The organism is Nitrospirillum amazonense, from assembly GCF_007828035.1.
GTDB lineage: Bacteria > Pseudomonadota > Alphaproteobacteria > Azospirillales > Azospirillaceae > Nitrospirillum > Nitrospirillum amazonense.
Genome location: NZ_VITV01000006.1, coordinates 234,406 through 247,468 on the forward strand (window position 1 = coordinate 234,406; position 13,063 = coordinate 247,468).

Sequence of the window (13,063 nt, forward strand, 5' to 3'; positions counted from 1 at the left end):
GCCCCATGCGTTTCCTCAAGTTCCTGCTGGTGTTGATCCTGCTGGCCGGCGCCGGCGGCGGCGGCTATCTGCTGTGGCTGCGCACGCGCGGCAACGTGCTGCCGGCGGGCTTCGTCTCCGCCGACGGCCGCATCGAGGCGCAGGAGGTGGACATCGCCGCCAAGTACGCGGCCCGCGTCCTGACCATAGAATTCGAGGAGGGTCAGCTGGTGCAGGCCGGCACCGTGCTGGCGCGACTGGACGTGCGGGACGTCCAGGCCCAATACCGTGCCGCCACCGCCGCCCTGGCGCAGGCGCAGAAAACCCGCGACCAGGCCGCCAGCCTGGTGGTGCAGCGGCAAAGCGACCTGGAGTTCGCCACCAAGGAGATGAACCGGGCCAACGAGTTGTTTTCCCGAGGCAACGTCTCGCAGCAGCGGGTGGACACCAACCGCAATCAGCTGAAGAGCGCCTCGGCCGCCCTGCGGTCGGCCAAGAGCGGACTGAGCGCCGCCGAGGAGGCGATCCGCGCGGCGGAGGCCGATGCCGACCGGCTGCGCGACCTGGCGGACGACGGCATCCTCAAGGCGCCGGTGACCGGCCGCATCCTGTACAAGCTGGCGCAACCGGGAGAGATGCTGGGCGCCGGCGGCAAGGTCGCCACCCTGCTGGACCTGTCCGATGTCTACATGACCTTCTTCCTGCCCACCGACTATGCCAACCGCGTGGCGCTGGGCGCCGACGTGCGCCTGCTGCTGGATGCCCTGCCGGGCCTGGCCATCCCGGCCAAGGTCAGCTTCGTGGCGCCCAAGGCCCAATTCACGCCCAAGCAGGTGGAAACCCGGGCGGAGCGTGACCGCATGATGTTCCGCCTGAAGGCCCGGGTGCCGCAGGCCCTGGTGACCAGCCATATCGAGCAGGTGAAGACGGGTGTCAGCGGCACGGCCTATGTCCGCCTGGACGCGAAGGCCGCCTGGCCCGCCTGGCTGCAGTCACGCCTGACCACCACGGCGGCGCAATGACACCGCCCCCCGCCGTCCGCGCCACGGGCATCAGCCACCAGTATGGCCGCATCGCGGCGCTGGATGCCGTGACCCTGGCGGTGCCGGCCGGCGGTACCCTGGCCCTGATCGGCCCGGATGGCGTGGGCAAGTCCACCCTGCTGGGCCTGATCGCCGGCGCCAAGCGGCTACAGCGGGGCGGCTTGGAGGTCTTGGGCGGGGACATGGCGCGCGGGGGGGACCGCCGGCGCTTGCAACCCCGCGTCGCCTTCATGCCCCAGGGCCTGGGCCGCAACCTCTATCCCGACCTGTCGGTGCGGGAAAACCTGGAATTCTTCGGCAAGCTGTTCGGGCAGGGCCCGGGGGAGCGCCGCCAGCGCATCAACCGCTTGCTGGCGGCCACCGGCCTCGCCCCCTTTCCCGACCGGCCGGCGGGCAAGCTGTCGGGCGGCATGCGCCAGAAGCTGGGGCTGTGCTGCGCCCTGATCCACGATCCCGACCTGCTGATCCTGGATGAGCCCACCACCGGCGTCGACCCGCTGTCCCGTCGGCAGTTCTGGGATCTGATCGACGGCATACGGGCAGAGCGGCCGGGCATGACCCTGCTGGTCGCCACCTCCTACATGGACGAAGCCCAGCGCTTCGACCGGGCAGTGATGATGGACGGCGGCCGCATCCTGGCCGACGGCACGCCGGTCGAGCTCATGAGCCGCACCGGCACGGCCACCCTGGAAGCGGCCTTCGTCGCCCTGCTGCCGGCGGACCGGCGGGGGCCGGACGAAGCCGCGGCCACCACCGCCCTGCCGCCCGGCCAGCCCATCGCCATCGAGGCGCGGGCGCTGACCTGCCGTTTCGGCGATTTCGTCGCCGTGGACCGGGTCAGCTTCGCCATTCCCAAGGGGGAGATCTTCGGCTTTCTGGGGTCTAACGGCTGCGGGAAGACCACCACGATGAAGATGCTGACCGGCCTGCTGCCGGCCAGCGCCGGGACCCCTCTGCTGTTCGGCCGGCCGGTCGATCCCGGCGACCTGGCCACCCGCCGCCGGGTAGGCTACATGGCCCAGTCCTTCTCGCTCTACGGTGACCTGTCGGTGGCGCAGAATCTGGATCTGCACGCCACCCTGTTCGGCCTCTTGGGAACGCCGGCGCGCGAACGCATCGCCGAGGTGGTGGCGGACTTCGGCCTGGCCCCCTACCTGACGGCCCTGGCGGACAGCCTGCCGCTGGGCGTGCGCCAGCGCCTGTCGCTGGCCGTCTCGGTGCTGCACAAGCCCGAAGTCCTGATCCTGGACGAACCCACCTCGGGCGTCGACCCGGTGGCCCGCGACGCCTTCTGGCGGCAGCTGATCACCCTGTCGCGCGACCAAGGCGTCACCATCTTCGTCTCCACCCACTACATGAACGAGGCCGCGCGCTGCGACCGCGTCGCCTTCATGCAGGCCGGCCGCGTGCTGGCGGTGGGCGCACCGGATGACCTGCGCCGGGCCAAGGATGCCACCAGCCTGGACGACGCCTTCGTCGCCTACATGCGGGAAAGCGCCCCGGATGAGGCGCCGACACCCGCCCCGGCGACTGCATCGCAAGCGCCCAACGCCTTGGCCGACGCCGGCGCCTTTTCGCCGCGGCGGCTGTCGGCCTATGCCCTGCGCGAGGGGCTGGAGCTGCGCCGCGACCCTGTCCGGCTGACCGTCGCCCTGCTCGGTACCCTGATGCTGATGCTGGTCTTCGGCTTCGGCATCAACTTCGATGTTGAGAACCTGCGTTATACCGTGCTGGACCGCGACCACAGCCCCCTGTCGCGCACGGTGGTGGAGGCGTTCTCCAGTTCCCGCTACTTCCAGGGAACGCCACCCGCCGCCGACGCGGCCCAGGCCTTGAAACGCCTTCAGGCCAATGACGTCGCCCTGGTGGTCGATATCCCGCCGGACTTCGGCCGCGACGTGAAAAAGGGCACGCCGGCGGAGATCGCCGTTCGCATCGATGGGGCCATGCCCTTCCGGGCGGAAACCATCCAGGGCTATGTCGCCGGCCTGTTCGTCCGGCTGCGGCAGGATCTGGCGACGGAGGCCGGTGTCGAGGAAGCGCCCGGACTGAACCTCATTCCGCGCTTCCGCTACAATCAGGCCTTCCGTTCCGCCGACGCCATGGTGCCCTGCGTCATCGGCCTGCTGCTGGTCTTCATCCCCTCCATCCTAACGGCCCTGGGCGTGGTGCGGGAGAAGGAGCTGGGGTCCATCACCAACCTTTACGTCACGCCGGTATCGCGCCTGGAGTTCCTGTTGGGCAAGCAGCTGCCCTACATCGCCATCGCCTTCTTCAACTACGCCATCATGGTCATGATGGCGCTGGTCATCTTCCATGTGCCCCTGAAGGGCAGCCTGGCGGGCCTCAGCCTGGGGGCGCTGGCCTACGTCATGGCCACCACCGCGCTGGGCCTGCTGGTATCCTGCTTCGTCAGCACCCAGACCGCCGCCGTGTTCGGCACCGCCATCGTCACCATGCTGCCGGCCATCCAGTTCTCCGGCATGATGCAGCCCGTCTCCACCCTGTCGGGCATGCCCCATCTGCTGGGCGCCATCTTCCCCACGACATACTTCGTGAAGACGGTGGTGGGCGCCTTCACCAAGGGGCTGTCGCTGGCCGAGCTGACGCCCTTCATCCTGTCCTTGCTGGCCTTCTTCCCGGCGCTGGTGCTGGCGGCGGCCGTGCTGCTGCGCAAGCAGGAGACCTGAGCCCATGGCGGCCTTCCGCAATCTGCTGACCCTGGCGCGCAAGGAACTGGCGGGCCTGCTGCGCGACCGCTTCATGCTGTTCTTCGTGCTCTACGCCTTCACCGGCATGATCTACCTGCAGGCCACGGGCATCAGCCACGAGCTGCGCAACGCCTCCATCGCCATTGTGGACGAGGACCAGTCGCCGCTGGCGCTGCGGTTCCGTTCCGCCTTCCGCGCGCCGGACTTCCAGGCCCCGGTCCTCATCGGCAAGGGCGAGGTCGACCGGGCCATGGCCGAAGCGCGCTACACCTTCGTGCTGGACGTGCCGCCGGACTTCCAGGCCGACCTGCTGGCCGGCCGGGGGGCGGAGCTGCAGATCCTGGTGGACGCCACCGCCATGATGCAGGCCGGCATCGGCGCCGCGCAGATCCAGTCGGTGCTGAGCGATGAGGTCACACGCTTCCTGGCGCGCGACAAGACGACCACCGTCCCCGACGCGGTCAGCGCCCAGCTGCGCTTCGCCTTCAACCAGACGCTGGAAACGACGCGCTTCACCGGCCTGATGGCCATCCTGTTCAACGTTACCATGCTGTCGGTCCTGCTGACCGGCGCCGCCGTCATCCGGGAGCGGGAGCACGGCACGTTGGAGCATCTGCTGGTCATGCCCGTGCGCCCGTTGGAGATCATGGGGGCCAAGGTGCTGGCCAACGGCCTGGTGGTGCTGGGCATGACGGCGCTTTCCCTGGCGCTGATCATCCGCTGGGCCCTGGGCATCCACCTGGCCGGGTCCCTGCCCCTGTTCCTGGCCGGCACTGCCGTCTATCTGTTCTTCACCACCGCCCTGGGAATCTTCCTGGCCACGGTGGCGCGGTCCATGCCGCAGCTGGGCCTGCTGTTCATCCTGATCGTCCTGCCCCTGAACCTGCTGTCGGGCGGCAACACGCCGCTGGAAAGCATGCCCGTCTGGCTGCAGCGGATCATGCAGTTCTCCCCCGCCACCCAGTTCGTGGCCTTCGCCCAGGCCATCCTGTACCGGGGGGCGGACATCACCCTGGTCTGGCGCCATTTCGCCGCCGTCGCCGGCATGGGCGCGCTGTTCTTCTGCCTCAGCCTATGGCGCTTCCGCCGTCATCTGGCGGCGGCGCGCTGACCGTCAGGGCACCAAGACCGCCGCCCCGCGCACCCGCCCGGCCCGCAGATCCTGGATCGCGCGGTTGGCCTGGGACAACGGATAGGACGTCACCGCCGGCCGGATGCCCGCCAGCGGCACGACGCGCAGGAAATCCAGCGCATCGGCCCGCGTCAGATTGGCGACAGAGACCAGCTGGCGTTCCCCCCACAGCAGGCTGTAGGGAAAGGCGGGGATGTCGCTCATGTGGATGCCGGCGCAGACCACCCGCCCGCCCTTGCGCACCGCCGCCAGCGCCGCCGGCACCAGCGCACCCACCGGGGCGTAGAGGATGGCCGCGTCCAGGGGCTCGGGCGGCGGTTCCTCCGACGAGCCGGCCCAGACGGCGCCCAGGGCCAGGGCGAACTCTTGCGCGGCCAGGTCGCCGGGCCGCGTGAAGACGAACACCTCGGCGCCCTGCCAGCGGGCCACCTGCAGGATGATATGGCCGGCGGCGCCGAAGCCATACAGGCCCAACTTGCGATGCGGGCCGGCCATCACCAGTGACCGCCAGCCAATGAGGCCGGCGCACAGCAGCGGGGCCACCATGGTGTCGGCCAGGTCGATGCCGTCCAAGGGATAGACGTAGCGTGCCTCCGCAACGGCCAGCGTGGCGAAGCCGCCGTCACGGGTATAGCCGGTGAAGGCGGGCTGGTCGCAGAGGTTCTCATGACCAGCCAGGCAATAAGGGCAGCGCTGGCAACTGTGGCCCAACCAGCCCACGCCCACGCGCTGGCCCAGGCTGAGGTCAACGACCCCCGGACCCAGCCGATCGACGACGCCCACGATCTCATGGCCTGGAACGCGGGGCAGCCCGCCCGGCGGCAGGTCGCCGTCAATCAGGTGCAGGTCGGTGCGGCAGACGCCGCAGGCCCGGACGGCGAGGCGGACTTCGCCTGGCCCCGGTTCCGGATCGGGCAAACCCCGTTCCTTCAGCGCCCCCGTCCCATCCCAAACCATGGCACGCATGACGTTTCCTCCGTCTGGACGGCTCCCCGGCCGGCCCCTAGTGAACGCCGGTTCCCGGATTCCCGCATTGATCGGCCGCAATCCGGGCCGGAATCGCCGCTGTCTTGACGCATCACAAGGAGGCACTGGCCGTCGCATGGTCCCATGGGCCCGCAACCGACACATAGGGGATGGAGGTTCTGATGGTACGCGTCGCTTTGGTCACAGGCGGGGTCACCGGCATAGGGGCCGCCGTCTGTCTGGCCTTGAAGGCCGCCGGCCACACCGTGGTGGCCACCTGCCCGCCCGCGGACGAGGCGATGGCAGCCACCTTCCGGCAGGCGACGGGCCTGCCGACGGTCTTCTGGGACGTCACCGACTATGCCGCCTGCGCCGACGGCGTGGCGCGGGTCACCGCAGCACACGGCCCCATCGACATCCTGGTCAACAACGCCGGCATCACCCGCGACGCCATGCTGCACAAGATGACGCCCGAGCAATGGCGGGCCGTCATCGATGTCGACCTGGGCGGCTGCTTCAACATGTGCCGCGCCGTCATCGAAAGCATGCGCGAGCGCCGCTATGGCCGCATCATCAACGTCAGTTCGGTCAACGCCTTGTCAGGCCAGGCCGGGCAGACCAATTACGCCGCCGCCAAGGCTGGCCTCATTGGTTTCACCAAGGCGCTGGCGCTGGAGGGGGCGTCGCGCAACATCACCGTCAATGCCGTGGCCCCAGGCTACACCAAGACCGCCATGGTCGAGGCGGTGCCCGCCGACATCCTGCAGACCATCGTCAACGGCATTCCGGCCAAGCGCCTGGCCCAGCCGGAGGAGATCGCCCGCGCCGTGGCCTTCCTGGCCGCCGACGACGCCGGCTTCATCACTGGCGAGACCCTGTCCGTGAACGGCGGCAAATACATGCAATAAGGGCGGGCCAATTAGGGGGGAAGCCCGATAGGATGGGGCGGCGCGGGGGCCGCCCCATCACTTTTCAACCACGGGGATCGCGTGGGGCCTGGGGCCCCAACGCTTCCACCGCCACGTGCAGCAGCCGCCCGACGCCTTCGGCGTAATCCCGGCTGGCCTTGACCGCGAAAGCCTGGCCGAAGCGCTGCAGATCCAGCGGTGTATGGCATGCCGACAGGGCCTTGCACGCCTCGCAGTCCTCGTGGAAGCGCCCCTCCCAAAGCCGCACCAGCTCCTGGACGGTGCCCAGCATGCCTTGGGTCCAGCGTCCATAGACACTGTGGACGTCGTCCAGCCAGGCGACGTTGCCGGTCAAAACCTCTTCCATGACGCCTTTCGCCAAGGTCCCGGCCGGGTTCAGGGGTTGCGTACCATCAGGCATGATGACCTCCATTTCTTCAGGTGTGGATGTCGAGCGGATTGGGCCCTGTGAAATGCGGCGGGCTTGACGCGTCCCGGGCGGATGGTGCCGTGCCGCCGTGCCGGGCCAAGGCCGGCAGGTCGGTGGCCAACGACGCCAGGACCATCAGGTCCCGGGCCGCAAGGACGCCGACCAGGCGGCCGTGGTCCAGGACCCACAGCCGGTGGCGCCCGGCCTCGCCCAGCCGGCGGAGCGCGTCGACCACGCCGGCGTCGGCGGCGATGAAGTCCAGCTCCCCGCACGGCACCATGATGTCGCGGACCGGGGTCGCGGCCCATTCGTCGGGCGTCAGGGTGGCCACCTGCGGGATGCCGACGACGCCCATGACGCGGCCATCCCAGACCACCGGAAAGCTGCGGTGGTGATAGCGGTAGACATAGCGGGTGAGGAAATCACCGACGACGGCCTGCGGACTGACGAAAATGGGATCCGGCGTCATGACGTCGGCCACGCGCATCCCGCCCAGGACCGTACGCACCTGCATGTCCCGGTAGCCGCTGGCGGCGGCGTTCCGAAGGAACATGCCGATGACCACCCCCCACAAGCCGCCCATGACATCGCCGGTCGCGGTGTTCCAGAAGCCCAGCGCGATGAGGAACAAGCCGAACAGGTCACCGCAGGCCGCCGAGACATGGGTGGCCCAGGCATAGTCGCCCCGCAGCCGCCACAGTGCCGCGCGCAGCGCCCGGCCGCCGTCCAGCGGGAAGGCAGGCACCAGGTTGAACAGCGCCAGATAGGCGTTGAGCTGGCCCAGATAGGCGAGGGTGGTGGCCGCCGCCGGCCAGCCGCCCAGAACCGGAAGCGGCTGCGACACCGCCCAGCAGGCGAGAGCGATGACTCCACTGGCGGCGGGGCCCGCGATCGCCACCAGGAACTCGTGCGACGGCTTGCCGGGCTCGTCCGCGATTTCGGCCACGCCGCCGAAGACGAACAGGGTGATGCCGTTGATCCGCATGCCGAAAGCGCGCGCCACCACGCTGTGCGCCAGTTCATGCAACAGGACGCAGACGAACAGGCCCAGCGTCCCCGCCACCGCCATCCACAGATAGACTGGCCTCGGCATGCCGGGAAGCAGCGCGGGGAACACCCCCGCCGCCAGCGACCACCCGATCAGGGCCGCCACGAAGAACCAGGACAGGTCCACAAAAATGGGAATGCCGAGCACATGCGGCAATTTGAGGCGAGCTGAGGCCATGACTCCTCCCCTTCCCGGCCCGCCGATGGGGAAGGCCCCTTGCGGGCCGTGACGGCACTATGCGCCCATGCCGGCACAGGCGCCTTGCGATGCATCAAGGCCGCCGCCGCCACGGCTGCCATGATGGGTATGGCCGGCCCCATGCCGCGGACCGGCGATAGGAGGCACCCCATGACCGCCGCCGTCCCCGCCACCATCCTGCCCCATGCCACGCCCCGGCGCGCGCGCCGTCCGGCACCACAGCCAACCGCGGCCGTGCCGCTGCCGCCATCACCACCCGCAGCGGACGCCGATCCGGATTTTCGCGCCCTCGACCGTGCCCTGCGCGCCACGGCGGCGCGGATGACGCAGGGACTTTCGCCGTCGGTGCTGCTGGAAGCATGGACGGACTGGGCCTCGCATTTGTCGGCCAGCCCCGGACGGCGTCTGGGCTGGGCACTGGCGGCGGCGGATGCCGCCGGGCAATTCGCCGTGTGGCTGGCGGAAGCGTCCGCCGCGGGCGATGCCGCGCCCCTGGTCGATCCGCAACCCGGTGACCATCGCTTCGCCGACCCCGTCTGGCGGCAATGGCCCCACGTGGCCGTGGCCCAGGCCTATCTGCTGGGCGAAAGGCTGCTGCTGGATGCCGCCCGACGCGTGCCCGGCGTGGCGCGCCAGCATGAGAACGAATTGGCCTTTCTCTTCAGCCAGTGGGCCGACGTCCTGTCGCCCACCAACGTGCCCTGGCTGAACCCCGTCATCATGGGGCACACGCTGCAGGAGGGCGGCGCGAACTTGGCGCGCGGCTGGCTGAACTGGATGGAGGATGCCAACCGCCTGATGAAGGGCGCACCACCGGCCGGCGCGGAGGAGTTCCAGGTGGGCCGCGACGTAGCGCTGACGCCGGGCGCGGTCATCTACCGCAACCGGTTGATGGAGGTGATCCAATACGCGCCGGCCACACCCACCGTTCATGCGGAGCCGGTGCTGATCATCCCCGCCTGGATCATGAAATACTACATCCTGGACCTGCGGCCGGAGAATTCGCTGGTGCGCTGGCTGGTGGGGCGCGGCCACACCGTCTTCATGGTGTCATGGAAGAACCCTGATGCCGGCGACCGGGATTTGAGCCTGGATGATTACCGCCGCCTGGGGGTCATGGCGGCCCTGGATGCGGTCACCGCCGCCGTCCCAGGCGAGCGGATTCACGCCTGCGGCTATTGCCTGGGCGGCACCATCCTGTCCATCGCCGCCGCCACCATGGCCCGCGACGGGGACGACAGGCTGGCCAGCCTGTCCCTTCTGGCGGCCCAGACCGATTTCGCCGAGGCCGGCGAGCTGATGCTGTTCCTGGATGAACGCCAGGTCAGCCTGCTGGAGGACCTGATGTGGACGCAGGGTTACCTCAGCGGCGGCCAGATGTCCGGCGCCTTCCAGTTGCTGCGCCCCAACGACCTGATCTGGTCGCGCTTCATCCGCGACTACCTGCTGGGCGACCGCGAGCCCATGACCGACCTGATGGCCTGGAACGCCGACACCACGCGCATGCCGGCGCGCATGCACGGCGAATACCTGCGCGGCCTGTTCCTGGAAAACCGCCTGTCCGCCGGCCGCTTCGCCGTGGAAGGGCGGGTGGTCGCGCTGCGCGACATCAAGGTGCCGATCTTCGCCCTGGGCACCGCGCGCGACCATGTCGCCCCCTGGCGTTCGGTCTACAAGATCAACCTGTTCAGCGACACCGCCGTCACCTTCACCCTGGTATCCGGCGGGCACAACGTGGGCATCGTCAACCCGCCGGTGGCGGAGCGGGGCAGCTATCAGATCCTCACCCGGCAGCATGAGCAGCGATACGTCGATCCCGACACCTGGGCGGCCTCGGCACCCAGCCACGGCGGTTCCTGGTGGCCGGCGTGGGAGGCGTGGTTGCGCGACACGGGAAAGGCGGCCCAGGTGGCGCCGCCGCGGCCATCGACAACGCTGTGTCCGGCACCCGGCGAGTACGTGCACCAGGCGTGAGGCAGGGCAACCCTCCGGACGCCGGGTGGCGCCCGGAGGGTTGCCTGGGCCGGAACTCGTCCGCCCCTTACCATCCGCTCCTCACCATCCGTTGGTCAGGACGATCTTGCCGCGCGCACGTCCGGACGCCTGGTGACGGAACGCCGCCACGGCATCGCGGCCCGGCAACGTCCGGTCAATCAGCACCTCGACCCCGGCGGCGACCTTGTCCATGACGCCAGCCAGCCGGACGGCATCCGACCTGTGGAAGACGAACGCCGCCTCCACGCCATGTGCCTTCGCGAAAGCCTCATCCGGCGGGGCGGCGATGGAGGCCAGGAAACCGCCGGCGCGCAGCACCTCGTAGGACCGGGCCTGCGTGTCGCCGCCGATGGTGTCCAGGACCACGTCCACGTCTGAGACGCGTTTGGTGAAATCCTGGTTACGGTAGTCGATCACGAGATCGGCACCTAAGCGTTCCACGATAGCGATGCCGTCGCCGGACGCGGTGGCCACCACCCGCGCGCCGGCCTGGCGGGCGAACTGGATGGCGAAGCTGCCGACCCCGCCTGCGCCGGCATGGATGAGTATCGTCTGCCCAGCCCCCAGCCGGGCGACCTCGAACAACGCCTGCCAGGCCGTGCCTGCGGCTGTCGGGACACCGGCGGCCTGCTCAAAGGTGAGGGCATCGGCCACACGCACCAGTTGGTCGGCCGGAACCACCGCGAACTCCGCCAAGGCGCCGCCGCTGGTCGGCGCCGTCCGGGCCACGACCTGGTCACCGATGCTCCAGCCCGACACGCCGTCGCCCACGGCCTCGATGGTGCCGCTGAGGTCGCTTCCTAACGTATAGGGGAAGGTCAACGGGAAGAAAGCCTCCATATAGCCGCGCTGCAGCTTCACATCGAGCGGGTTCAGGCTGGCGGCTGCAACGCGCACCAGCACGTCGCCCGCCCCAGGCCGGGGCATATCGACGGTGTCGATGACCGGATCCGCCCCGTAGCCATGAATACGAAACGCCTTCATCGTCACTTCTCCCCAGTGCCCAGGGCGCCCACCTGATGCAGCCAGCCGAACCAGTCCTCCAGGTGCCACGTATGGGTGACGCGCCCGTCCCGCACATAATGGAACTCGTGGATCGGGATGGTGAAACGGCTGCCGGTCGGCGCCACGCCGAACCATTCGCCCTGGTGGGTGCCCGTTATCTCGGCGCGGACAGCCGCCCGGCCCGGCGCGCCGATCAGTTCGTGGATGATGATACGCACGTCGGGGAAGGCGGCGCTGAAGGCGCGGACCAGCGGCTTCATGCCCTCGCGGCCCGGGGCTTGGCCGGGGGCGAGGGGAATGTCCTGCCAGTCCGTGGCCAGCGCCTCCTCCAGAAGGTCGGGATTATGGTCGGAAAAGGCGCGGTAGAGCGTTTCGATCGCGACGCGATCCCGCTCGGCGAGCCCATTGGATGTGACGATAGGGTCCTGCGACATGGACTGTCTCCTTGTTGACGCCTTCCAAAGCTAGGCAATCGACCAACATTCTTGAAATCGATAGTCTATATGTGGAAACATCCATGGCATGGATTTGCATGGCATCGACCTCAACCTGCTGGTCGCCTTCGACGCGCTGATGGCGGAGCGAAGCGTCACGCGGGCGGGCAAGCGGATAGGACGCACCCAGCCGGCGATGAGCGCCGCGCTGGCCCGGCTGCGCGCGCTGTTCGGGGATGAACTGTTCGTCCGCAGCCCGTCGGGGTTGCAACCCACCCAGCGCGCCAGCGACCTGGCGGAGCCCCTGGGCCGGGCGCTGGCCGAGATCAGCCGGACACTGGAGTTTACCCAGCGCTTCAACCCCGCCACGTCGTCGCAGGCGTTCACGCTGGCCCTGTCCGATCATCCGGCCCTGGTGCTGCTGCCGCGGCTGACCGAAGCCCTGCGGCAACGGGCGCCCAATGTGACGCTGCGCATCAACGCCTTCACCCATCGGGACGACGCCGTCGCCATCCTGGACGCCGGCGACGCCGACCTGACGATCAGCGTCCCGCCCCGCCAGCCGGTGGGCGGCCGCATCCTCAGCCAGCCGCTGTTTGAGGAGCGCTTCGTCTGCATCATGCGGCGCGGCCATCCGGCCGCCTCGGAGATGCTGGATCTGCCGACGTTCCTCAGCCTGTCCCATCTTCTCGTCTCGCCGGAGGGGGAGCGGTTCGGCCAGGTCGACGCCGCGCTGGCGGCGATGGGTTTGCGCCGCCGCATCGCCTTGTCGCTGCCGCAGATGTACGCCGCCCCTCCCCTGGTGGCCCGCTCCGACCTTATCGCCACCCTGATGGAGGGTGCGGTCGACGCGTCCGCAGCGCGCGATGATCTGCTGATTCTGCCGCCGCCGGTCGCGCTGGGCACCGTGTCGTTCGCCATGTCCTGGCACCGCCGGAACGACGCCCATCCGGTCCAGCGCTGGCTTCGCGACACCCTGTCGAGCCTTTATGCGATCCAGCCCGCGCAGGGCTGATCATCGAGGCAGCGGCGTTTTCCAAATTTGGAAATCGAACTGCCATTTTCTTGCATTTCTTTCCGAGACCGGCGGAGCCAATCTGGCGTCACGACATAGATGACGCCCGCCCTCTGGTCCTCCCGCGCCCGTCAAGGCGCCGCGTCGCCACGAGGCTGGCCAACAAATCACCACCACCAACCGACATGGCGCCCGCGCC

General features: G+C 69.2%; 11 protein-coding genes. 6 read left to right on the top strand and 5 right to left on the bottom strand.

The annotated features are described in order from the left end of the window. Positions 1-5: 5 nt before the first annotated feature. From FBZ87_RS18405 to FBZ87_RS18415, 3 genes are read left to right on the top strand one after another with little or no spacing between them, the layout of a single operon-like run. A complete protein-coding gene (locus FBZ87_RS18405) occupies positions 6-1,001 on the top strand; it encodes an HlyD family secretion protein (protein WP_145612017.1) in 996 nt (331 codons plus the stop codon). Continuing rightward, on the top strand, positions 998-3,712 hold the full coding sequence (rbbA, locus tag FBZ87_RS18410) for a ribosome-associated ATPase/putative transporter RbbA (protein ID WP_145612018.1): 2,715 nt from the start codon (positions 998-1,000) through the stop codon (positions 3,710-3,712). The genes FBZ87_RS18405 and rbbA overlap by 4 nt, the downstream gene beginning before the upstream one ends. Before the next feature lie 4 nt (positions 3,713-3,716). Then, complete coding sequence (locus tag FBZ87_RS18415; protein WP_145612019.1) at positions 3,717-4,844, top strand: ABC transporter permease; 1,128 nt, start codon at positions 3,717-3,719, stop codon at positions 4,842-4,844. A 3-nt stretch (positions 4,845-4,847) separates the two neighbouring features. Here FBZ87_RS18415 and FBZ87_RS18420 read toward each other — a convergent pair whose 3' ends face one another. Continuing rightward, on the bottom strand, positions 4,848-5,831 hold the full coding sequence (locus FBZ87_RS18420; protein WP_145612021.1) for a zinc-dependent alcohol dehydrogenase family protein: 984 nt from the start codon (positions 5,829-5,831) through the stop codon (positions 4,848-4,850). 182 nt (positions 5,832-6,013) lie between these two features. Between FBZ87_RS18420 and phbB the strand changes: the two genes are divergently transcribed. Next, on the top strand, positions 6,014-6,739 hold the full coding sequence (gene phbB / locus FBZ87_RS18425) for an acetoacetyl-CoA reductase (protein WP_145612023.1): 726 nt from the start codon (positions 6,014-6,016) through the stop codon (positions 6,737-6,739). Between the two features lie 64 nt (positions 6,740-6,803). Here phbB and FBZ87_RS18430 read toward each other — a convergent pair whose 3' ends face one another. Both FBZ87_RS18430 and FBZ87_RS18435 read right to left on the bottom strand, forming a co-directional pair. Beyond that, positions 6,804-7,160 (bottom strand): hypothetical protein, encoded by a 357-nt coding sequence (locus FBZ87_RS18430; protein ID WP_145612025.1) that lies wholly within the window; start codon positions 7,158-7,160, stop codon positions 6,804-6,806. A gap of 16 nt (positions 7,161-7,176) precedes the next feature. After that, positions 7,177-8,394 (bottom strand): site-2 protease family protein, encoded by a 1,218-nt coding sequence (locus tag FBZ87_RS18435; RefSeq protein WP_145612027.1) that lies wholly within the window; start codon positions 8,392-8,394, stop codon positions 7,177-7,179. Between the two features lie 171 nt (positions 8,395-8,565). Here FBZ87_RS18435 and FBZ87_RS18440 point away from each other — a divergent pair, with 171 nt between their 5' ends. Then, positions 8,566-10,389 carry a PHA/PHB synthase family protein gene (locus FBZ87_RS18440; RefSeq protein ID WP_186454836.1) on the top strand — a complete coding sequence of 608 codons (1,824 nt, stop codon included), beginning with the start codon at positions 8,566-8,568 and terminating at the stop codon, positions 10,387-10,389. Positions 10,390-10,470: 81 nt separating this feature from the next. On the opposite strand, the gene FBZ87_RS18445 is transcribed toward FBZ87_RS18440, so the two are convergent. Beyond that, positions 10,471-11,394, bottom strand: a complete 924-nt coding sequence (locus tag FBZ87_RS18445; protein ID WP_145612031.1) for an NADP-dependent oxidoreductase — start codon at positions 11,392-11,394, stop codon at positions 10,471-10,473. Between the two features lie 2 nt (positions 11,395-11,396). Further along, a complete protein-coding gene (locus tag FBZ87_RS18450; RefSeq protein ID WP_145612032.1) occupies positions 11,397-11,849 on the bottom strand; it encodes an ester cyclase in 453 nt (150 codons plus the stop codon). Between the two features lie 88 nt (positions 11,850-11,937). Between FBZ87_RS18450 and FBZ87_RS18455 the strand changes: the two genes are divergently transcribed. Continuing rightward, positions 11,938-12,864, top strand: coding sequence for a LysR family transcriptional regulator (locus FBZ87_RS18455; protein ID WP_145612034.1), 927 nt, complete (start codon positions 11,938-11,940; stop codon positions 12,862-12,864). Positions 12,865-13,063: the final 199 nt, after the last annotated feature.